Here is a 21,330-nt window from a genome sequence, read left to right as displayed (position 1 = left end):
GCTAACTCTAATACTGTTTTCTCGTATTTCACCACATTATTGTTGTTTTTCATCTTTTTCTGTCGTTGTAAAAATCACAGGTTTCAAAGGCGTTATTGTAGAAACAGCATGTTTATATATAAGTTGTTGTTGTTTATTGTCTGTTTCTAAAACAACGGTAAAATTATCAAACCCTTTAACTATGCCTTTTAGCTGAAAGCCATTAATCAAGTACACAGTTACAGCGATATGTTCCTTTCTTACCTGGTTTAAAAATATGTCCTGTAAATTGATAGCTGCCTTTTGATTCATATAGCCATCCCCCTTCTATTGTTGTGTAATAATAATTAATATTCTACTTAAAATTTAATTTTCCTGCTAAAAAACAGATAATATTTTTTTAAGTTCTTCAAAGTCGATATAGTCGTCTACATAAAACCAATTTATGATTTTATAACTTTTAAACCAAGTTATTTGTCTTTTTGCATACCTCCTTGTTCTTTTTTTTAAATTACTAATAGCTTCATCAAATGTGACATTTCCATCTAAGTATTCTGCAATTTCTTTGTATCCCAAAGCCTGCATTGAAGTATCATACTTATTATACCCTATTTTTAGTAAATTTACCACTTCATTTACTAAATTATTTTTCAACATAATATCTACTCTGTCATCAATTCTTTTATATAATTTATTTCTATCTCTAAAATTCAAGCCAATCATTATTACATCGTACTCCGGATTCATTCTCTTACTGCTCAATTCCTGATAAACCGAAATCGGTTTGCCTGTAAATTGATATACCTCTAGTGCTCTTATAATTCTTCGCAGATCATTAGGATGAAGTTTATCAAACATTTTAGGGTCTACAACTTTTAATCTATTAAATAAATAATCATTTCCAAGTACCTCAGCAATATTTTTTAAAGCAGATCTAAAATCGTCGTTTCCAATGTAATCAGAGAAATTCATTATATATATTAAAGAATCTATATAAAGCCCTGTTCCCCCCACAACAATAGGTAATCTTCCTCTTTTGTAAATATCATCTATTATCGGCTTTGCCATTTTTTCAAATTCCGCAACGCTAAATTTTACATTCGGCTCAACTATATCGATCATATAATGTGGTATACCTTGCTTTTCTTCATCTGTGATTTTAGCAGTTCCAATATCCATGTACTTATAAATCTGCATTGAATCAGCGGATATTATTTCGCCATCATAAAATTTTGCAAGTTCTACAGATAATTTTGATTTCCCTGAAGCTGTCGGTCCTACAATAATTAACAATGGTATTGCCATTGAAACACCTCTACATGATTCTTTTAAACATCTTTTCTATTTCATATTTTTTAATTGAAATAATTACAGGTCGCCCATGCGGACATGTATACGGATTTTCTGTTATTTTTAGTTCATCAAATAAAGATTTAATTTCTTCTTTTGACAATTTATCCATAGCTTTAACTGCTTTTTTACAAGCCATCATAATAATATTTTCTTCTTTTAATTTGATATCTTTATTAAAATCTCCGTTTCGTAATTTATCAATTATATCTATAAACAATTGTCTTGATTCTGGCTGTCCTAATATTACAGGTACTTCTCTTAATATAATTGAATTATTCCCAAAGCTTTCAAATTTATAACCCAATTTGTTAAATAATTCTATGTTCTCATTAATAATTTCTTCATCACCAGGTTCAATATTCACCAATATTGGTATCGTAGTCTGTTTTCCTTGAACATTGTTATATTTACTCATAAATCTTTCGTACAGTATCCTTTCGTGTGCAGCATGTTGATCAATCAAATACACCATATCATCTTTTTCTACAATTATAAAAGTCGAAAAAAGTACACCAATTAGTTTGTACTTATCATCATTGTTATCAGGTAAACTATTAAAATTGCTTATATATTTATCTTGAACTGTCTCACTAATTTTATCATTATCAAAATATATATTCTTATTGCTTCCATTAGAGCTAGATATTGTTTCGTCTTTAATGAAAGGAACATCTCCACTGTGATTTGTAATTTCTTTTGTTGTCCTTTCAAATTGATTAATTTGAGTTTGCTCATGCTTATAATCTTTGTCAACATCTGAAAAAGTAAACTTCTTCTCATATTTTACAACAGGTATAAGATTTGACTTGTTTAAAGCATTTTTAATAGTATTGTAAATAGAGTCAAAGATTTCTTTTTCGTCAGAAAACTTTACTTCTAATTTTGTTGGATGTACATTCACATCTATTTTCCTAGGATCAATGTTTATATATGTAATTACAACAGGATATCTATTTATAGGTATCAATGTTTTATACACTTCTTCAATTGCGACATTATACACTTTGTTTTTTACAAATCTGCCGTTAACAAATAATATCTGCATATTGCGATTCCCTTTTGTATATGATGGTTTACATAAAAACACTTTAACATTTAAATATTCATTGGTATACTCTGATTGAACTAAAGAAGAATATAATTCATCTCCATATAGCCTTAAAATAACATCGCTAACAGAGTTATTTCCTGATGTCTGAAGTTCAATCTTTTTATCTTTTATATATTTAAATGATATATCGGGTCTTGAAAGAGCTATTTTTGCTACCATATCAGTGATATACATGGCCTCTGTCGATGGACGCTTTAAAAATTTTCTCCTAGCAGGTGTATTATAAAATATGTCTCTTACTTCTATGCTGCATCCTTTTGGGCAGCCACATTTAACTTTTTTTATTATTTTTCCGCCTTCAACATTTATTAATGTTCCATACAAGGAGTTCTCTTCTTTAGTTTTTAACAAAACTTTTGAGATAGAAGCAATACTGGCTAATGCTTCGCCACGGAAGCCTAGAGTTTCTATGTTAAAGAGATCATTAATAGATTTAATTTTACTGGTAGCATGACGCCCAAATGCTAAAACGGCATCAATTTCATCCATGCCACAACCATCATCTGATACTTTGATATAAGGTATTCCACCGTCCATTATTTCTACTGTAATATTATTACTTCCTGCATCAATTGAATTTTCTACAAGTTCTTTGACAATTGATGCAGGTCTTTCTACAACTTCGCCTGCAGATATTTTATTTATCAATTCATCATCCAAGAGATTTATTTTATTCATGTTTAATCACATCCTTAATGATAGGGCTTTTTTCTTTAAGCCATACAAATAATTCAATGCCTGTATAGGTGTAATATTTTCTATGTCCAAATCAGCTATTTCAGCAATTAAAGCATCTTTTTCAAAACTAAATATATCCATTTGAGTTGCGGCTGTTTCAACTGCAACTTCTCCATTGCTATTTTCAAGGCTGTTTAATATTTTTTTTGCATTATCAATGACATCATTCGGCAGTCCAGCCAGTTTGGCAACTTGTATACCATAGCTTTTATCTGCCGAACCTGGTATTATTTTTCTTAAAAAAATAATCTCATCGTTCGTCTCATCAACTGATATATTATAATTTTTAATGCCATTTAGTTGGTTCTCTAATTTAGTCAATTCATGATAATGAGTGGCAAACATTGTCTTCGCCTTTATTTTATCGTGTATATATTCGAGAATGGCGCAAGCAATACTCATTCCATCATACGTACTCGTACCACGACCAACTTCATCAAGTATAATTAAGCTCTTTTGCGTCGCAGAATTTAATATAACAGATACTTCATTCATCTCAACCATAAAAGTGCTTTGTCCAGAAAATAGATCATCTGATGCACCTACTCGCGTAAAAATTCTGTCTACTATGCCTATTTCAGCATATGAAGCAGGAACAAAGCTACCAACTTGAGCCATTAATACTATCAAAGCAACCTGACGCATATACGTAGACTTTCCAGCCATATTAGGTCCTGTTATAATCATAATAGGCTTTTTTTCATCAATTTCTATATCATTCGATATAAACGAATCATCCACTATAGTTTCTATTACAGGATGTCTGCCATCTTTTATTAAGATTCTATCACCGTCATTGACAATTGGCTTGACATAATTATTTGATTCAGCCACCATAGCCAACGATGTAAGTACATCTAAAACAGCTATATACTTTGAAGTCATCTGTATTCTGTTAATCTCATTTTTTATTTGTTCTCTTATGCCATTGAAGATTTCATATTCAAGTTCTACAAGTTTCGTTTCGGCACCTAAAATTTTCTCCTCTATCTCTTTAAGTTCAGGAGTTATATATCTTTCCGCATTCGCTAATGTCTGCTTTCTTATATAATTTTGTGGAACCGACGATATATAAGATTTTGATACTTCAATAAAATACCCAAATACTTTATTATATCCCACTTTTAAAGTCTTAATGCCCGTTCTTTCTTTTTCATTCAATTCAAGATTTGTAATCCATGACTTTCCATTTGTCGCAGCCTTTCTCAATTCATCTACATTTTTATCGAATCCATCTTTTATGATGTTTCCTTCTTTTACGGAAGTTGATGGTTCATCTTTAATTGATTTATCTATCAAATCATATATGTCTTGAAGTGTATCTAATTTTAAAAATATTTCTTTAAGATAAATTGAATTATATTTACTAATTAAATCCTTTATCTTTGGAAGCCTTTCAATAGAAACCTTTATAGACAATAAGTCTTTTGCATTAATATTTTGATACACAAGTTTACTGGAAAGTCTTTCTAAATCATAAATTCCTTTTAAAGCATTCCTTAAATCTGACCTACCTTTAAAATCATTAAAAAGTTCGTCAACAGAGTCTAACCGCAAATTTATTTTTTCAATATCTATTAAAGGCTCCTCTATCCATCTTTTAAGAAGTCTTCCACCCATTGGTGTAACAGTTTGATCTAATACACTTAATAATGTTCCATCTCTGGAATTATTTCTATTAGGAGATTGTACAATTTCTAAATTTTTAATTGTATTATTATCCAGCAACATAAATGAATTGTCTTCATAATAAGTCAAATTATTTAGCTGACTAAGCTGTACTTTCTGTAATTCTTTCAAATATATTAAAACTGTTGTCAATGATTTAATCGCATAATTTTTCCCTTCTAATCCTAGCTCATTAAGCGATTTATTAAATTGATTAGATATTATGCTTTCAAAATCCTGATAGTTGTTTTCGTATTTATTAATATAAATTTTACTGCTATTAATTACTCTTACAAGTTTTTTTAAACTAAAAAAATCGTTATTTGCAATTATTTCAGAAGGATTATATCTCATTATTTCATCATAAATTTTCCTTATATCATCACATTTAATTATCTGCGTTACAAATAAATCACCAGTCATAACATCGACGAAGGACAATCCGTAATTATTCTCATCTTTAAAGATTGATAAAAGATAATTATTGCTCTTTTCTTCTATAGAATTTGTATTTATAACCGTACCAGGAGTGAAAACTCTAATTACATCTCTATCAACTAATCCCTTAGCAGATGCGGGATCTTCCAGTTGTTCGCAAATTGCTACTTTATAGCCTTTTTTCACAAGCTTGTCTATATAAAAATCAGCAGCATGAAATGGCACTCCAGCCATTGGTGCTCTTTCATCCTGTCCGCAATCTTTACCTGTTAATACTATTTCCAATTCCTTAGCTGCAATAATAGCATCATCAAAAAACATTTCATAAAAATCACCAATACGAAAAAATAAAATTGAATCTTTGTATTTTTCTTTTATTTTAAAATATTGTTCCATCATGGGAGTGTATGGCATCAAAAACTACCTCCAACTACATAAAAAGATAAGCCCTAATAACTTATTCATTACTCATACAACGTCTAGAGCAATTGGCACAGGAATTACCATCACACTTAGGTAATGTCCCATTTATATAATAATTCAATATACCATGAATCTCTTCTATTAATTTTTTAGAAGTCTCCTGTGCCTCTAGCAATCTTCTATAACTATCTAATTTTAAAAGCTTCAGTCTTAAATTGCCAACTTCTTTTTTATCGCCATTTTTTTTCAATTTTTTAATATCTTCAAGTAAAAATTGCGCTTCCTTGTCATTTAAAAAGGCAATTTCCGCTTCACGTAAATCATTCAATATATCAGAATTTGCTAAAAGTTTGCCTAATTCTATTGCTTTTTCAATTATGACATCTTTATCACATCTACTCACTTATTAATTCTCCTTGCATAGTCCAAGCTTTTGTATCTATTATTTTTACATTAACAAACTTACCTATCAATTCAGGCTTCGCTTTAAAATGAACAATTTTATTTGTTCTTGTTCTTCCAGTTAATTTTTCACTATCTCTTTTGCTAGTACCTTCAACTAAAACTTCTACGACTTTCCCTTTCATTTCGTTATTTTTTTCAATGCTTATTATATTTTGCAAATTAATTAATTCTTCAAGTCTCTTATGTTTAATATCTTCATCGACTTGATTTGACATTTTTTCTGCAGGCGTACCTTTTCTTTTTGAATAAATAAATGTGTATGCTGAATCGTATCTTACTTCTTTTACAAGGTCCAGTGTATCTTGAAAATCCTTATCTGTTTCGCCAGGAAAACCTACTATTATGTCCGTGGTTATAGCAATACCCGGTATGTTATCTCTTAATTTATTAATGATTTCTAAATATCTTTCTCTTGAATATTTTCTATTCATTCTCTCAAGTATTTTATTGCTACCAGATTGGACTGGTAAATGCAAGTGCTCACATAGTTTGTCCAAATCCCGCATAGCAAAAATCAATTTGTCAGAAATATCTTTTGGGTGTGAAGTCATAAATCTTATTCTTTCTATACCATCAATATCATTTATCATATATAAAAGATCAGCAAAATCTATTTTGATAGGTAAATCATTGCCATAAGAATTTACATTTTGACCAAGCAGCGTTATTTCTTTAAAGCCCTCATTAGCTAAAGATTTTATTTCATTCAAAATATCATGAGGCTCTCTACTTTTTTCTCTTCCACGTACATAAGGCACTATGCAATATGTGCAAAAATTATTACACCCGTAAATAATATTTACCCATGCCTTTAAACCTTCTGCACGCCTTATGGGGATATCTTCTACAATGCTTTTATTGTCATCCCAAATGTCTATAATAGTAGTATCTGAATTCAATGATTCTTGTAAAAGCTCTGGAAATTTAAATAAATTATGTGTACCGAATACAATATCGATATATGGATAATCATTTTTTATAGCCTCAACAACTTCTTTTTCTTGCATCATACATCCACAAATTCCTAATATTATATTAGGCTTTCTTTGTTTTAGTTCTTTAAGCTGTGACACTCTGCCAAATATCCTTATTTCGGCATGTTCTCTGACACAGCAAGTATTGAAGAGGATAACATCTGCATCCTCTAAATTATCAGTATGTGTGTACCCCATTTCAGTTAGCATACCTGCTAATTTTTCTGAATCATGGACATTCATTTGACAACCGTATGTTTCTATGTGAAACTTTGGATATCTATCTCTATTTAAAACAGCCATTTGGTTTATTATCTCTTTTTGCTTTTTAATATCATCATCTGAGACTAGTATTTCTTTTCTTTCACTCATCAAATACGTACCTCCACTTAAATTAATCACAACATTATATTATATAACAATTAAAGGTTTATGAAAAATATTTTTGAGTATGAATCCATAATAATATTATACTATATTCTAAGTTTTATGTTAAATTCACAACTATTTAGACATTTTTTTGTAAAAAAATGTCTTAACAGGTGTAAAATTGTATTTAAACGGAAAAATAATTTGCTCCGTGCTACCAACAAAAAGAATGCCTTCTGTGCTAAGGCTCGAATAAAATTTTTTATATATTTCTTCTTTCGCTTTATCATTAAAATATATTAATACGTTTCTACATACAATCAAATCAATATTTTCAGGAAATTTGTCTAGTAACAAGTTATGCTTTTTAAAAACAATATTTTTTCTCAATTCCTCAGAAATTATATAGTTATTCTCATTATAGCACGAAAAATATTTTAAATATTCCTTAGGAACTTTTTCTAAACTCTTATTACTATATATTCCTTTTTTAGCCTTTTCAAGTACAACATCATCTATATCAGTCGCAATAATATTCACTTGGTTTAGATCAATAAAGTTTGAAATTATCATTGCAAGACTATAAGCTTCTTCACCTGTTGAGCATGCAGCACTCCAAATTCTCATGTTTTTTTTGATTATCTTGGGAAGTATTTCATTCTTAAGTATCATCCATTGATCAAAATTCCTAAAAAATTCTGTTACATTTATCGTAATATATTTTAAAAATTCTTTGTACACTTTTGTATCTTTAGTAAGTCTATCATAAAAAATATCATAACTTTGACAATTATTATTTGCTATAAATGAATCTATTCTTCTTTTCATCTGTTTTTCTTTATAAAGTGATAAATCTATACCAGTTAAATTAAATATCTTCAGTAAAAATTCGTCATAATTCAAAATAAGCACACCTCCAAGTGTTCACATCATGATAAAAAAAGTGGCTAAACTTAGCCACTTAAATGATGTAAAGGGGGTCTCAATGTATTTTGTGAGGTTCATTAATATTATTAACACATTAAATATCAAATATACATAAAAATAAATTTTATAAAATTACATATTTACAACTTTGACAGGTTGCTCAAAAACCCCTCTTTTTACCTCAGTAGCGGTCATATTTTTTGCCTTTAGCATTTTCGTTAAATAATTACATGCATTCCAAGGATTCACATTATTTCCACAGGTAAACACATCAACGGCTGCATACCCTAGTTCCGGCCAAGTATGAATTGTTATATGTGATTCTGAAATAACTACAACTCCACTAACGCCCTGGGGGCTGAATTTATGGAAAGCAACTTCACGAACTTCAGCACCTGCTTCAATAGCTGCTTTTACCATTATGTCTTCTATTAATTCACAATCATCAAGAACATTTTCATCGCAACCATAAATTTCTGCCAATATATGGCGACCCAAAGCATTCATTCTATTATCTTGCCTCCTCGCATTTTAAAAGTACGGATATTCAATAAGATAAATTTTATCAGATTTTTTTCTTTTGTCAAGCTATTTTACATAACACCCATGAATAATTATTTTATACTTTGAAGTCTATCTATAATAGATACATTCAACTCTTCTCTTTCTAATTCATAGGATTCGTTATTTTTATCGATTTCTCTTAGACTCATCTTTTTATTATTAGTATCAATATTCAGTATTTCAACCGAAATATTTTCCCCAATTCTGTATTCTTTAATATTTTTTAATAAATCGCTTTTGTGTACAAGACCTTCTACCCCATCACTAATATCTACAAATATGCCGAAAGTTGTTATGTTTACTATTTTACCCAAGATGACGTCGCCAACTTTAAATTTTGCACTAATAGTTGTCCAAGGATCAGGAATGAGTTTCCTCAAACTTAATGTGACCTTTTCTTTATCTATTCTTTCAACATATGCATCTACTTTTTCGCCAATATGCAATATATCATTTATATTTTTATTTCTGACCCATGAAATTTCACTTAAAGGTATTAGTCCATCTATACCACCTATATCTATAAATGCACCAAATTTAGTTATAGATTTTACTACACCTTGAATTACTTGTCCCTCTTGTAAAGTTTTCAACAATTCTTCTTTCTTTTTTAACTTTTCCTCTTCTAATACAACTTTTTGAGATGCTATCAACTTTTTATTCGGTATATAATCTATAATTTTTACTTTGACATTTTCCCCTAGATAATCGTTTAAGTTATTTACATAATGTATATCAAGCTGTGACGCAGGTATAAATGCTTTTACACCTAAAATATCAGCTAGTACTCCGCCTTTGATTATTTCTATGATTTTTCCACTTAAAATATTACCATTTTTATATGCTGTATCTAGTTTTTCTTTTGCTAATTCTGTATCTGCTTTTATCTTTGATGCTAATACATCACCGTTTTCATCTTCTCTTTTAACTATGTAAAGATCAATCTCATCTCCTACATTAAAAAATTTGTTAATATCTAAATTTGGATCTAATGACAATTGGTCTTTAGGAACATATGCATCGGCCTTATAGCTAATATCCGCTATAATCCCATCACTAAGTATTTTTATAATTTTACCTTTAACAATATCACCTGCATGAATTAGATTAAAAGAATATTCATCCATAAAATCATCCATTAGTATCTTCCTTTCTATTAATTGCAATTTTGTTTATCACTTCTTGTATTAAATAATCTGGCGTTGAAGCACCTGCAGTAATACCTACAATATCATTATCATTAAAAATACTTAAATCAATTTCGTCAGCGTTCTCCACCTGAATAGTTCTCTTACAATTCTTTTCGCATATTCTTTTTAATTTTTGAGTATTCGAACTGTTTTTCCCACCGATAACAATCATCACATCAGCTTTTTTAGATATCTCTTCAGCAGATGATTGCCTTTTGTTTGTAGCATCACATATTGTATTAAATGATACCAATTCATTAACTTTAAGTTTTAATAAATTCAAACTATCTTCCCACATTTTTTGTGTTATCGTTGTCTGTGCCACAACGCAAGCCTTGTCAATATACGGTAGCAATTGAACGTCATTTACTGATTCTATCACATAAGCTGAATTGTCGCACCATCCATTTACTCCTATGACTTCTGGATGATTTTTATCGCCTATTATAACGATAGTATAACCTTTTTTATAATAACCATTTACTATCTTTTGGACTCTCTTTACAAAAGGACAAGTCATATCAATTAATTCAATTTTTTTCTCTTTTAAATCTTTATATGTTTTCTCTGGTATACCATGAGTTCTAATAATTATTCTATCATTTTCTTTTAAATTATCAATTCCATCTATTGTTTTTATTCCCTTATCTTCTAAATCCCTTACTACTTGTGGATTGTGTATAAGTTCCCCATAAGTATATGTCCGTCTATTATCATCTCGATTTATTTGATCATACGCTACTTTTACGGCTCTTTTTACACCAAAGCAAAACCCTGCATTATCTGCTATTAATATTTTCATTATATCCTCCTAGATCAATTTAGAAATTTCAAACATAATCTTTTCACCTATATTTGCCATATCTTGAGACGTCAAATGAACATTTTGATATTCATCAAAATAAATAGGCTTACCAATTTTTATCACAACTTTTGAAAATAGCTTATATGTTGACTTTATTCCAATTGGTAAAACAGGTGCCTTACCTTTAACTGATAACAATGATACACCTGGCTCTGCTTTTTGAAGTTCACCTGTTTTACTCCTGGTACCTTCAGGAAAAATCCCTACAACATGTCCATTTTTTAAGTGATTTAAGGCAATTTTGATAGCGGCTAAATCAGATGTGCCTCTTTTTACTGGGAATGCACCTAATCCATTGCTTAAAACAAATTTAAAAATAGGATTTTTAAAAAGCTCGGCTTTTGCCATAAAAAATATTCTTCGTGTAAAAACTGCTCCAATAATAGGTGGATCCAGAAAACTTATATGATTTGGGCAAATAATTATAGGCCCATCTTTAGGAATATTCTCATAACCTTCAACTTCTATCCTGAAAATTACATTTATAATAAAGAGAACAATGTATTTTGCGATATAATAAAACATCAGTTGTCCCCCTTTATTTACTAACAATAATATCATACATTTTACAAACAACTTCTTCTATCGTCATGTCTGATGTGTCAATTACAATGGAATCATCAGACTTTTTTAAAGGTGCAATGTCTCTTTCCATATCAATTTTATCTCTTTTTTTAATGTCCCTTAATATATCATCATAACTAACGGAAATTTTTTTCTCTACTAATTCATTATATCTCCGCATTGCTCTTACCTCAGCACTGGCTGTTAAAAAAAATTTAAATTGTGCATTAGGCATCACAACTGTTGCTATGTCTCTTCCATCCATTATAACGCTACCATTGTTCGCCAATTGTCTCTGCAAATTTACCATTATTTCCCTTACTTCAGGTATCTTAGAAATTAATGACACTTTCTCTGAAACAATCGGGGTTCTTATTTCATTTGAAATGTCTATACCATCCAACAATACTCTATCATTTTCTAATTTAATATCAATTTTGGAAGCCAATTCTACAATTTTATCTTTATTATTTATGTCAATATCTTCAATGATAGTCTTATATGTCAAAGCTCTGTACATTGCACCTGTATCTATATAGGTGAAATTAAGCTTTTCTGCTAGCTTTTTAGCGACTGTGCTCTTTCCTGCACCGGCTGGACCATCAATAGCAACTTTTATATTCAATAAATCCGGTCTTAACAATTTTGCATTCTTTAAATACAAATGCTTAACTTTCTTATCATCATTACAATTAATAAATACAATAACTCGAATACATTTTTCAAGGCTACCTGAAACGTCCATTTCCTGAAAACACATCATAGGAATATCAGTAATTCCATGGTGTCTTAATGCTTCGGCTGGATATGCAGAATTAATATCTTTTGTGGCACTAAAAAATATCAATACAACATCGTTAGGTTTAATTTCGTTACAGCGAAAGATCTCATCTATAAGATTAATTGTATCTTTAAAAATGTCTTCTTTTGTATTTTCAGTCGTTATTGCGCCTCTAATTGCTTTTATAGGACATCATACTCCTTTCTTTTATCCTCTTTTTATAATTATATAGTAAAAATGATGTTATAACAACATCATTTTAACCTTACACGCCCAACAACTTCAATATCCCCATTAACTTTTACCACTGCAGTTCTTTGCGGTTCTATTACATTATCACTTGAATCAGCAACTTTAATATACAATGTTTGTTTATATTTTGTTCCATCGATTTCTATCAGCTCTCCCTGTTTAATGCTAATATCCACAGATTTATTTTTAAAGCTATACTTCGGATCACCATTTATAAGTACATATGCACTCGGTGCTTTTTCCATATTAACTAATTCTAGTTTCAACGTACCATCCTTTGATAAATATGTATTGATATTAATGCCTTCTATTTTTTCAGTTGAATTTAAAAAGACCCTGATATTATCATTTAACATAAGTACCTGCGTAATTATTACTGTTAAAAAACCAGCCATGACAAAAAAAGCTATTAAATTATCAAAGCTGATAAAATACACATGCCCTGATTTTTTTATTCTTTTTCCCATAATAATCCTCCTTATGCATTCTTATATATTTTATGCAAAATATATAAAAAAATGCGAAAGGAGACTTTTTATTAAGAATTTATTCCAGCTAAATAACCGGTTGAAAAAGATATTTGAAGATTATATCCACCTGTTAACGCGTCAACATCAATTATCTCACCAGCAAAAAATAGTCCTTTAATTAATCGAGATTCCATTGTCTTAGGATTTATCTCTTTTGTACTTACTCCTCCAGAAGTAATAATAGCTTCTTTTATAGGTCTTTTTGATATTACGTGGAATACAAGTTCTTTTAAAGCATGCACCAGAGCATTTCTTTCTAATTTTGATACTTCCGAAACCTTTTTATCAGGATTAATACCGCTTTGTTTAATTACATATGGAGTTAAGGAACGTGGTAGTAAATCATTTAAAGAATTTTTAAATTCTTTCTTTAAATACTTTTTAAAATCTCTTTGTATTCTATCATTAAGTTTTTCATATGTTAAAGCCGGCTTTAAATCCAATTTTATAACAACATTACTTTTATTAATATTCTTAATATAACTGCTTAATGTTAATATAACAGGTCCGGACAGTCCAAAATGCGTAAAAAGCATTTCCCCAAATTCTTCTTTTATAAACTTATCATTTACGTACAATTTTGCATTAATATTTTTAAGTGATAATCCCATCATTCCACTTACATCTTCAGCAGTTACAAACGGGACTAAGGCAGGATGCAGATCTATAATTGTATGTCCTAACTTTTTTGCCATATCATATCCATCTCCTGTAGATCCAGTTGATGGATATGACAATCCGCCAGTTGACAAAATTATGCTATCGCAATACTCCTTTTTTCCATTTACAACTATACCTAACACGCGCGAACTATCAGATAAAATATCAGTAACTCTGGCATTGTAATGAATATCTATCCCATTTGCCTTAATCAGTTTTAAAAGCACATCTAAGACATCTTTTGATCTATCTGAAACAGGAAAAACTCTTCCTCCTCTTTCAACTTTAGTCATAAGACCATTCTTATTTAAGAACTCAATCAAATCACTATTTGAAAATCTATTCAATGCGCTATAAAGAAATTTACCATTTGTTGGAGTATTTTCTATAAATTCTTTTATTGTTGCGGTGTTAGTTACATTGCACCTGCCTTTGCCTGTTATCAACAGCTTCTTGCCAGGTCTATCATTTTTTTCAAATATAGTTACTTTATTGCCTTTAATAGAGCTCATCAATGCAGCCATCATTCCTGCCGCACCACAACCAATAACAAACACTTTTTTCAATTATTACCGCTCCTTAAGTGACACGTATCATTTAACAGTACAAGCACACACTTGCCATCATCTTTTATATCTATTATATTTAAAGCTGTATTGTCTTGCCTTATTTTGGGGTAAAAGCTCAAATCCAAATTCAGTAAACCTAAAATAAGAGCCTTTATAGATGTACCATGTGAAACAATTAATATATTTTTATTTTTATATTGTTCTACTATTTTATACGTCATGCTTAATATTCTCTTCTGTACGGCTTCCAGCTTTTCTGCTCCATCAATTATGGCTTCAGAAGGATTTGTCCTCCATGTATGATATAAATCTTTATACAACTTTTCTATTTCATCAATTGTAAGGCCTTCCCATACACCAAAAGATATTTCTCTAAATTCCTGTAATTTTATTACATCTAAATCAAATTCTTTTGCAATCAAAGATGCGGTTTTATACGCCCTATCTAAATCACTTGAAAATATTACATCTATTTTTTCGTATTTTAATCTCTGTGAAAGTAAATAAGCTTGTTTTACTCCTTCATCAGTAAGATCAACATTGCTAATACCCTGAATCTTTTTTAACTTATTCCACGATGTCTCACCGTGTCGTACAATAAATAATCGAGTAGACATCTATACCCTCCTAAAAAATAATTAAATGCCTCATAGGCATTTATATAAAATACAATTTTTAAGCATTTTTCGATAAATAAATTTCGTATTCGTTCCAGATATTTTCTAACTTTTCAAATGTATCTGTTATTTTATCTTTTTCTCTTATGCCGACAGAAACAATAAGTGCATTTATTAAGCTTAATGGAGCTACTAACGAATCAACAAAAGATGCCATATTGCTTTTTGCTAATAATATTTCATCTGCAATTTCTGTAAGCGGAGATATAAGGCTGTCAGTTATCGCAACTATTTTAGCATTTTGCGATTTAGCATATTTCAACACTTCCAGTGTTCTCTTTGAATACCTCGGAAAGCCAATTCCAATTACCAAATCATTAGAATCTACGCGAAGCATTTGCTCAAAAACATCAGATATTCCGGGTTTTACTAATATCACATTTTCAAGTATTAAATTTAAATAAAACCCTAAATATTCAGCTATTGCAGTAGAACTTCTAAATCCAATAATATATATCTTTTTTGCTTTAAAAATATTATCAACAACTTCTTTAAATGAGTTTTTATCTATTTCTTCTTTTGTCTCTTTGATATTTTCAATATCGGATTTTAGCACATTATTTAAAATAGAAACTTCGTCAGTTTCATCTGTCATCTCAAGCCTTTGAACAGTAGTCAATTTATTTTTTATTAATTCTTGTAAAGCACTTTGTAACTCAGGATAGCCGTCATACCCCAAAGTATTTGCGAATCTTACAACAGTAGATTCACTGATATTAATACTATTACCCAACTTTGCTGCTGTCATAAAAGCAGCTTTATCATAATGATTTATTATGTATTCTGCTATAATTTTTTGGCTTTTGCTTAATTGAGTATAGTTATTTTGTATTCTTTTTATTATATCTTCATTTTTATCCATCGTTTATGTCCTTTCTATTATTGGTTTAATCATTTTTCTATTTATATAAAATATTCTATATGCAATTAAAAAATCCTGCAATCGATGAATAAAAAATGCCAATGATATTTTTGATAAATTTCTTGCATCAAAAATATTAAATTTGTATATCCCATTTTTTTAAAGTATCAATTAAATTATACATTGTTAAGTCAAACTGTATTGGAGTAATAGAAATGAAACCATTTTTCACAGCTACTATATCACTATCTTCTTCGTTAATATTTTCTAAAACTTTTCCAGCAAGCCAGTAATACTCTCTGCCATGAGGATCTATTCTTCTTGTAAAATTCTCAACATAATTTCTATACCCCAATTTTGTAATTTTGACACCACTATAATTATCACTTATATTTGGTATATTGACATTTAATAGTGCATTTTTCGGTAATCCATTTTTAGCAACACTTTTAATAAGTTTTTTAATAAATAATAAAGCTTTATCTGTTATATCTGAACCTGCTTCTAAAGATATTGCAATAGAAGAAAAGCCGTTTATTGAACCTTCCATCGCAGCTGATACTGTTCCAGAATATAATATATCTGTACCTAAGTTAAAGCCATCATTTATGCCAGACACTATAATATCCGGTTTATCTTTCATAACAACATCTATTCCTAGTTTCACACAATCTGATGGTGTTCCATTTGCATGAAATATTTTTAAATTTTCTTCATCTTTAATTTTTTTTATCCTTAATGGTTTATGCATTGTTATAGCATGTCCTACAGCACTTCTTTCCCTATCAGGTGCAACAACAACTACATTGTAGCTTCCTTTTAAAATATCAGCTAATTTATTTATACCTGGAGATAGAATGCCATCATCATTTGTTAATAAAACATTCATAAATATCCTCCTATTAATATATTCTCACGGTCCACATTGAATTGAATAATTAATTTGATTTTAATATAAAATTAAAATATAAGCAAGGAGTGATATTGTGATACAAATCGACGATGCCGGAAGCGGAAGTTTAGTTGGTGGAACATGTATAGGTGTTATGAGAGTTGAAACAAATGAATATCATTATGATATAATTCCCATAGAATATTACACAAAAGATAATTTTAGCAATAAACTGTATTTAAAAAAAGCAGCTGAAATTGCAATAAAATATTTAAACATGATGAACGTAGGTAAAAAAGAAGAAATATATGTTTGCAGAGGCTACATGTTTGACTGCTTAAGGGATTATTTCAAAACTAATGGATACAATTATAAAAGCACAAAAATATTGAATCCTCTACAAGACAAAATTGAAAAAACTTTTGAAGATTACGCTTTATCATTAGGGCTTTCCAAAAGATTTCTGAGCTACACTAAATATCCGTTTCATTTTCATAGGTTATTAAAATGGGTATATGCAGATTATAATAATAGATATAAATTATGCAAAACAGGTTGGAAAAGCTTTATAAAGTATGGCTCACTTGAAATTGATGAATCCTATTCAGAGCTTAAAAAAAATAAAAATCTTTATTGTCTTAAATGCGGTAATAAAATAGATATTGGACCTGTTAAAATAATTAAATTTAAAAGCAATTATTTAAATGTCATCTATCTACATGCAAATTGTTAAGATACTACGCAATTGCATAGTATCTTAACATGATTCTCATATTATATATTTTTACCAGCAATGATAAGGTATGCAAATTTGTTGACCTGGATATATTAAGTTTGGATTTGGAATCTGTGGGTTTGCTCTAATCAAGCAGTCTAATGGAATACCATACATATTAGCTATTGTCCACATTGAATCTCCTGGCCTTACTATATACATTTCTCTGCAATGTCTCTCTGGCGGGCAAAATGCTGGTATACAAATTTGCTGACCTGGATATATTAAGTTTGGGTTTGGAATCTGTGGGTTTGCTCTAATCAAGCAGTCTAATGGAATGCCATACATATTAGCTATTGTCCACATTGAATCTCCTGGTCTTACTATATACGTTGTTCTGCAGTGTACAGGGTAATATTGTGGATCAGACATTTTCAAAAACCCCCTTTCATTTTTCTAATACATGTTATGTTTAATTTAAAATTATGTTACACCATCCAATTTTTGAATGTTGAAAATTACATAAAAAAACTATAGGCCTTTAACCTATAGCTTATAAATGTTTATATTGGATATGTTTTTTCCTCCATATTTACTAATGTTGAATCAATTTTATACTTTTTAGCTCGCCTATATTCGAAAAAATTCTTAGCGACTTGCGGAAATAATGCATATGATAAAACATCTTCTTCCTGCTCTAAATATTCCTTTATTTCATTTCTAATTTTATCTAATTGAGGACTAAGTAAATCAGCCGGTCTTTTTGTTATAATTTCTTCATCTCCAATTATTTTCTTACGTATCTCATCAGAAATTGGTATTGGTGGTCTTCCATATAAACCTTTAACATAATCTTTTATTTCTTTGGGCACAATTTTATATCTTTCACCTGTAACTACATTTAAAACAGCTTGTGTTCCTACCATTTGGCTCATAGGTGTAACAAGTGGTGGATAACCCAAATCTCGCCTTACATGCGGAACTTCTTTTAATACTTCATTGTATTTATCAAGAGCATTCTGCTGTTTTAATTGTAAAACCAAATTTGATAACATACCGCCAGGAATTTGACTCTCAAGTGCAGTAGCGTCAACACTCATAAGTAATGATAGGTCACTTCCATTTGTGTGATGTTCTTTTACCTTTTTAAAATAGTCTGCAATTTCAGACAGCAATTTCAAATTTAATCCGGTGTCATATTTTGTATCTTTTAAAGCTGCTACAATCGCTTCTGTAGCTGGTTGAGATGTTCCTAAAGCAAGAGGAGATATTGCAGTATCAACAACATCAACACCAGCTTCTATTGCTTTTAAATATGTCATTGACGCCAACCCAGCAGTATAATGGCTATGTAGGTGAACAGGTACACGAATTGCCTTTTTAAAAGATTTAATCAAATCATATGCAACATAAGGTGACAATATTCCAGACATGTCTTTAATGCATATTGAATCTGCTCCCATGTCTTGAAGAGATTTCGCAACTTTTAAATAATGTTCTGTATTATGAACGGGACTTATTGTATATACAATAGCTGCCTGTACATGTGCACCTGCACTTTTAGCCGCTTTAATAGGTACCTCTAAATTTCTAACATCATTTAATGCATCAAAAATTCTAATAATATCAATGCCATTTTCAACAGATTTTATTATAAACTCATTGACAACATCGTCAGGATAATGTTTATAACCTAATAAATTCTGCCCTCTTAAAAGCATTTGAAGTGGTGTTTTCTTTATTGCTTTTTTCAGTAGTCTCAATCTCTCCCAAGGATCTTCATCAAGATATCTCATACAAGCATCAAAAGTAGCCCCACCCCATGCCTCAAGTGAAAAATATCCAACTTCATCAAGTTTTTCGGCAATAGGAAGCATTTCATCAGTAGTCATTCTAGTTGCTAGTAGCGATTGATGAGCATCCCTTAAAACTGTTTCTGTGATCTTTATCTTAGACATGAAAACTCCTCCTTTATGTTATATTATACTATCATCTAACTTATATTTCTATAAAAAAATAAGACCAAGTATTAAAAACTGGTCTTATTTTTTATAAGAAGGATAAAATTGATTCACGAATAAGTTTTGCTGCTAAAATTGAAGTAATACCTGAATGGTCGTAATCAGGTGATACCTCAACTAAATCCATACCGACAACATTTAAATCTTTTAAAATGTGTATTGCATTAAATGCCTCTTTTGATGTTATACCACCTGGTTCGGGTGTACCAGTTCCAGGAGCATATGCAGGATCTAAAACATCTATATCCCATGTAATATAAATAGGTTTTGACTTAATATACTCAAGTACACTTTTTAAAGGCTCAACAACGTTAAACAAAAACATGTTAGTATTTTTATAAGAGAACTCGAATTCTTCTTTTATTCCAGAGCGTATACCAAAATGATACATATTTTTATTATTGATGAATTCAGAAGCCTTTCTTAAAACAGTCGCATGAGAATTTTCTTCACCAAAAAATTCAGTTCTTAGATCAGTATGTGCATCAAAATGAAGTACTACCAATTCATCACCATACTTTTTGTAAACTTCTTTTATAACTGGAGCACTTATTAAATGCTCTCCTCCCAAAAATAACGGCTTTTTTCCATCTTCAAGTATTTCTTTGGCTGCATTTCCAATTATATCGAGGCTTTTCTCGACGTTTCCATAAGGTAAAATTAAATCACCAAAATCATAATATTTCTTTTCTTTTAAATTTCTATCTAGATAAACGCTGTATTCTTCTAAGCCTAATGATGCTGTTCTTATCGCCTGTGGGCCAAAACGTGTACCAGGTTTAAAACTAACTGTATAATCCATAGGTACGCCTACAATTACAATATCTGACTCTTTGTAATCATTAATGCTACTTAAAAATTTGCCGCTATTCGAAAAATTGTCTTTTATTACCAAAAACTATGCCTCCTCAAAAATATCTTTTAAAAATTTAGGCAATACAAAACTAGATTTATGCAATTCTGGTGTATAGTATTTTGTCTCAATCTCAGGTATATTATTCACATCAACTGCTTCAGGATCGTATTTTTTTGATCCCATTGTAAAAGTCCATAAGTGTCCTGGATACGTAGGTATAGTACAGATATATGGCTTTACTATTGGATAGATCTTTTTAAACATCTTGCTTAATTTATTTATTAAATTGCCATAAATAAACGGTGATTCTGTCTGTGCTACTATTATCCCATCATCTCTAAGGCAGTCATATACAGATCTATAAAAATCTTCAGTAAATAAGCCAACTGCAGGTCCTATTGGATCTGTTGAATCTACAATTACAACATCAAATTCATTTTTATGTTCATTTACATACTTTATTCCATCGCCAATCATAAGTTCAACTTTTTTATCATTTAATCCATAGCTTATTGAAGGCAAATATTTTTTCGAATTTTCTACTACTCTCTCATCTATTTCAGCAAGAACAATTCTCTCTACTGTATCATGTTTTAAAATTTCTTTTACAGCTCCACCATCACCTCCACCTACAATCAGCACATTTTTAGGATTTTTGTGTGTAAAAAGCGGAACATGTACAATCATTTCATGATACACAAATTCATCTTTTTCAGTTGTTTGTAGGATGCCGTCTAATACTAAAACTCTTCCATAGAATTCAGACTCTATAACGTCCAACTTTTGATATTTAGTTTCCTCAGAATTTAACGTTCTTTTTACTTTAAGTGAATAACCAATGCAATCATTGTGATGTTCAGTAAACCATAATTCCATTAAACATTCCT

The 21,330-nt window shown here is 30.0% G+C and carries 21 protein-coding genes and 1 pseudogene; 1 reads left to right on the top strand and 21 read right to left on the bottom strand.

Annotation, left to right across the window (positions count from 1 at the left end; all coding sequences use genetic code 11):
- Positions 1-36: 36 nt before the first annotated feature.
- From hfq to surE, 17 genes and pseudogenes are all read right to left on the bottom strand, one after another.
- Positions 37-291 (bottom strand): RNA chaperone Hfq, encoded by a 255-nt coding sequence (hfq, locus tag TTHE_RS06805; protein WP_013297852.1) that lies wholly within the window; start codon positions 289-291, stop codon positions 37-39.
- 43 nt (positions 292-334) lie between these two features.
- Positions 335-1,284 (bottom strand): annotated as a pseudogene (miaA, locus tag TTHE_RS06800) (tRNA (adenosine(37)-N6)-dimethylallyltransferase MiaA).
- A 10-nt stretch (positions 1,285-1,294) separates the two neighbouring features.
- Positions 1,295-3,121 (bottom strand): DNA mismatch repair endonuclease MutL, encoded by a 1,827-nt coding sequence (gene mutL / locus TTHE_RS06795; protein WP_013297850.1) that lies wholly within the window; start codon positions 3,119-3,121, stop codon positions 1,295-1,297.
- A 6-nt stretch (positions 3,122-3,127) separates the two neighbouring features.
- A complete protein-coding gene (mutS, locus tag TTHE_RS06790) occupies positions 3,128-5,701 on the bottom strand; it encodes a DNA mismatch repair protein MutS (protein ID WP_013297849.1) in 2,574 nt (857 codons plus the stop codon).
- Positions 5,702-5,744: 43 nt separating this feature from the next.
- Positions 5,745-6,113, bottom strand: a complete 369-nt coding sequence (locus tag TTHE_RS06785; RefSeq protein ID WP_013297848.1) for a YlbF family regulator — start codon at positions 6,111-6,113, stop codon at positions 5,745-5,747.
- Complete coding sequence (miaB, locus tag TTHE_RS06780; protein ID WP_013297847.1) at positions 6,106-7,521, bottom strand: tRNA (N6-isopentenyl adenosine(37)-C2)-methylthiotransferase MiaB; 1,416 nt, start codon at positions 7,519-7,521, stop codon at positions 6,106-6,108. Before miaB ends, TTHE_RS06785 begins: the two co-directional genes overlap by 8 nt.
- Before the next feature lie 132 nt (positions 7,522-7,653).
- The gene (locus tag TTHE_RS06775) at positions 7,654-8,421 is read right to left on the bottom strand and encodes a CheR family methyltransferase (protein ID WP_013297846.1); all 768 of its coding nucleotides are present in this window, start codon (positions 8,419-8,421) and stop codon (positions 7,654-7,656) included.
- Positions 8,422-8,577: 156 nt separating this feature from the next.
- Positions 8,578-8,952: an adenosylmethionine decarboxylase gene (gene speD / locus TTHE_RS06770; RefSeq protein ID WP_013297845.1), complete on the bottom strand. Its 375-nt coding sequence runs from the start codon at positions 8,950-8,952 to the stop codon at positions 8,578-8,580.
- Between the two features lie 107 nt (positions 8,953-9,059).
- Complete coding sequence (locus TTHE_RS06765) at positions 9,060-10,148, bottom strand: 30S ribosomal protein S1 (protein WP_013297844.1); 1,089 nt, start codon at positions 10,146-10,148, stop codon at positions 9,060-9,062.
- The gene (locus tag TTHE_RS06760) at positions 10,141-11,001 is read right to left on the bottom strand and encodes a 4-hydroxy-3-methylbut-2-enyl diphosphate reductase (protein ID WP_013297843.1); all 861 of its coding nucleotides are present in this window, start codon (positions 10,999-11,001) and stop codon (positions 10,141-10,143) included. The genes TTHE_RS06765 and TTHE_RS06760 overlap by 8 nt, the downstream gene beginning before the upstream one ends.
- A gap of 9 nt (positions 11,002-11,010) precedes the next feature.
- Complete coding sequence (locus tag TTHE_RS06755; RefSeq protein WP_013297842.1) at positions 11,011-11,589, bottom strand: lysophospholipid acyltransferase family protein; 579 nt, start codon at positions 11,587-11,589, stop codon at positions 11,011-11,013.
- Between the two features lie 13 nt (positions 11,590-11,602).
- Entirely contained in the window at positions 11,603-12,586 is a 984-nt protein-coding gene (cmk, locus tag TTHE_RS06750) for a (d)CMP kinase (protein ID WP_340371410.1), read from the bottom strand.
- 77 nt (positions 12,587-12,663) lie between these two features.
- Complete coding sequence (locus TTHE_RS06745; RefSeq protein WP_013297840.1) at positions 12,664-13,128, bottom strand: hypothetical protein; 465 nt, start codon at positions 13,126-13,128, stop codon at positions 12,664-12,666.
- Between the two features lie 71 nt (positions 13,129-13,199).
- Positions 13,200-14,417 (bottom strand): BaiN/RdsA family NAD(P)/FAD-dependent oxidoreductase, encoded by a 1,218-nt coding sequence (locus tag TTHE_RS06740; RefSeq protein ID WP_013297839.1) that lies wholly within the window; start codon positions 14,415-14,417, stop codon positions 13,200-13,202.
- Complete coding sequence (locus TTHE_RS06735) at positions 14,414-15,037, bottom strand: histidine phosphatase family protein (RefSeq protein ID WP_013297838.1); 624 nt, start codon at positions 15,035-15,037, stop codon at positions 14,414-14,416. Before TTHE_RS06735 ends, TTHE_RS06740 begins: the two co-directional genes overlap by 4 nt.
- 58 nt (positions 15,038-15,095) lie before the next feature.
- Complete coding sequence (locus TTHE_RS06730; protein WP_013297837.1) at positions 15,096-15,959, bottom strand: MurR/RpiR family transcriptional regulator; 864 nt, start codon at positions 15,957-15,959, stop codon at positions 15,096-15,098.
- A 136-nt stretch (positions 15,960-16,095) separates the two neighbouring features.
- Positions 16,096-16,848, bottom strand: coding sequence for a 5'/3'-nucleotidase SurE (gene surE, locus TTHE_RS06725; protein WP_013297836.1), 753 nt, complete (start codon positions 16,846-16,848; stop codon positions 16,096-16,098).
- Positions 16,849-16,945: 97 nt separating this feature from the next.
- Here surE and TTHE_RS06720 point away from each other — a divergent pair, with 97 nt between their 5' ends.
- A complete protein-coding gene (locus TTHE_RS06720) occupies positions 16,946-17,584 on the top strand; it encodes a hypothetical protein (RefSeq protein ID WP_013297835.1) in 639 nt (212 codons plus the stop codon).
- 51 nt (positions 17,585-17,635) lie between these two features.
- Here the strand turns inward: TTHE_RS06720 and safA are convergent, their stop codons facing one another.
- From safA to speE, 4 genes are all read right to left on the bottom strand, one after another.
- Positions 17,636-17,998, bottom strand: coding sequence for a SafA/ExsA family spore coat assembly protein (gene safA, locus TTHE_RS06715; RefSeq protein ID WP_013297834.1), 363 nt, complete (start codon positions 17,996-17,998; stop codon positions 17,636-17,638).
- A 131-nt stretch (positions 17,999-18,129) separates the two neighbouring features.
- The gene (locus tag TTHE_RS06710) at positions 18,130-19,524 is read right to left on the bottom strand and encodes an oxaloacetate decarboxylase subunit alpha (RefSeq protein ID WP_013297833.1); all 1,395 of its coding nucleotides are present in this window, start codon (positions 19,522-19,524) and stop codon (positions 18,130-18,132) included.
- Positions 19,525-19,615: 91 nt separating this feature from the next.
- Entirely contained in the window at positions 19,616-20,482 is an 867-nt protein-coding gene (gene speB, locus TTHE_RS06705; protein ID WP_013297832.1) for an agmatinase, read from the bottom strand.
- A 3-nt stretch (positions 20,483-20,485) separates the two neighbouring features.
- Positions 20,486-21,319 (bottom strand): polyamine aminopropyltransferase, encoded by an 834-nt coding sequence (speE, locus tag TTHE_RS06700; RefSeq protein WP_013297831.1) that lies wholly within the window; start codon positions 21,317-21,319, stop codon positions 20,486-20,488.
- Positions 21,320-21,330 lie beyond the last annotated feature (11 nt).

Source organism: Thermoanaerobacterium thermosaccharolyticum DSM 571 (genome assembly GCF_000145615.1).
In the GTDB taxonomy this organism is placed as follows: Bacteria; Bacillota; Thermoanaerobacteria; order Thermoanaerobacterales; family Thermoanaerobacteraceae; genus Thermoanaerobacterium; species Thermoanaerobacterium thermosaccharolyticum.
Note: the sequence above shows the minus strand (reverse complement) of the source record. Positions and strands in the feature narration are given on the sequence as shown.

Bases quoted from the DNA above. Each gene is read 5' to 3' on its own strand.
- mutL (WP_013297850.1), bottom strand. From the start codon at position 3,121: ATGAATAAAATAAATCTCTTGGATGATGAATTGATAAATAAAATATCT.
- safA (WP_013297834.1), bottom strand. From the start codon at position 17,998: ATGTCTGATCCACAATATTACCCTGTACACTGCAGAACAACGTATATA.
- TTHE_RS06735 (WP_013297838.1), bottom strand. From the start codon at position 15,037: ATGTCTACTCGATTATTTATTGTACGACACGGTGAGACATCGTGGAAT.
- TTHE_RS06760 (WP_013297843.1), bottom strand. From the start codon at position 11,001: ATGAAAATATTAATAGCAGATAATGCAGGGTTTTGCTTTGGTGTAAAA.
- TTHE_RS06745 (WP_013297840.1), bottom strand. From the start codon at position 13,128: ATGGGAAAAAGAATAAAAAAATCAGGGCATGTGTATTTTATCAGCTTT.
- mutS (WP_013297849.1), bottom strand. From the start codon at position 5,701: ATGCCATACACTCCCATGATGGAACAATATTTTAAAATAAAAGAAAAA.
- TTHE_RS06755 (WP_013297842.1), bottom strand. From the start codon at position 11,589: ATGTTTTATTATATCGCAAAATACATTGTTCTCTTTATTATAAATGTA.
- speE (WP_013297831.1), bottom strand. From the start codon at position 21,319: ATGGAATTATGGTTTACTGAACATCACAATGATTGCATTGGTTATTCA.
- miaB (WP_013297847.1), bottom strand. From the start codon at position 7,521: ATGAGTGAAAGAAAAGAAATACTAGTCTCAGATGATGATATTAAAAAG.
- hfq (WP_013297852.1), bottom strand. From the start codon at position 291: ATGAATCAAAAGGCAGCTATCAATTTACAGGACATATTTTTAAACCAG.
- TTHE_RS06765 (WP_013297844.1), bottom strand. From the start codon at position 10,148: ATGGATGATTTTATGGATGAATATTCTTTTAATCTAATTCATGCAGGT.
- speD (WP_013297845.1), bottom strand. From the start codon at position 8,952: ATGAATGCTTTGGGTCGCCATATATTGGCAGAAATTTATGGTTGCGAT.
- TTHE_RS06730 (WP_013297837.1), bottom strand. From the start codon at position 15,959: ATGGATAAAAATGAAGATATAATAAAAAGAATACAAAATAACTATACT.
- surE (WP_013297836.1), bottom strand. From the start codon at position 16,848: ATGAATGTTTTATTAACAAATGATGATGGCATTCTATCTCCAGGTATA.
- TTHE_RS06710 (WP_013297833.1), bottom strand. From the start codon at position 19,524: ATGTCTAAGATAAAGATCACAGAAACAGTTTTAAGGGATGCTCATCAA.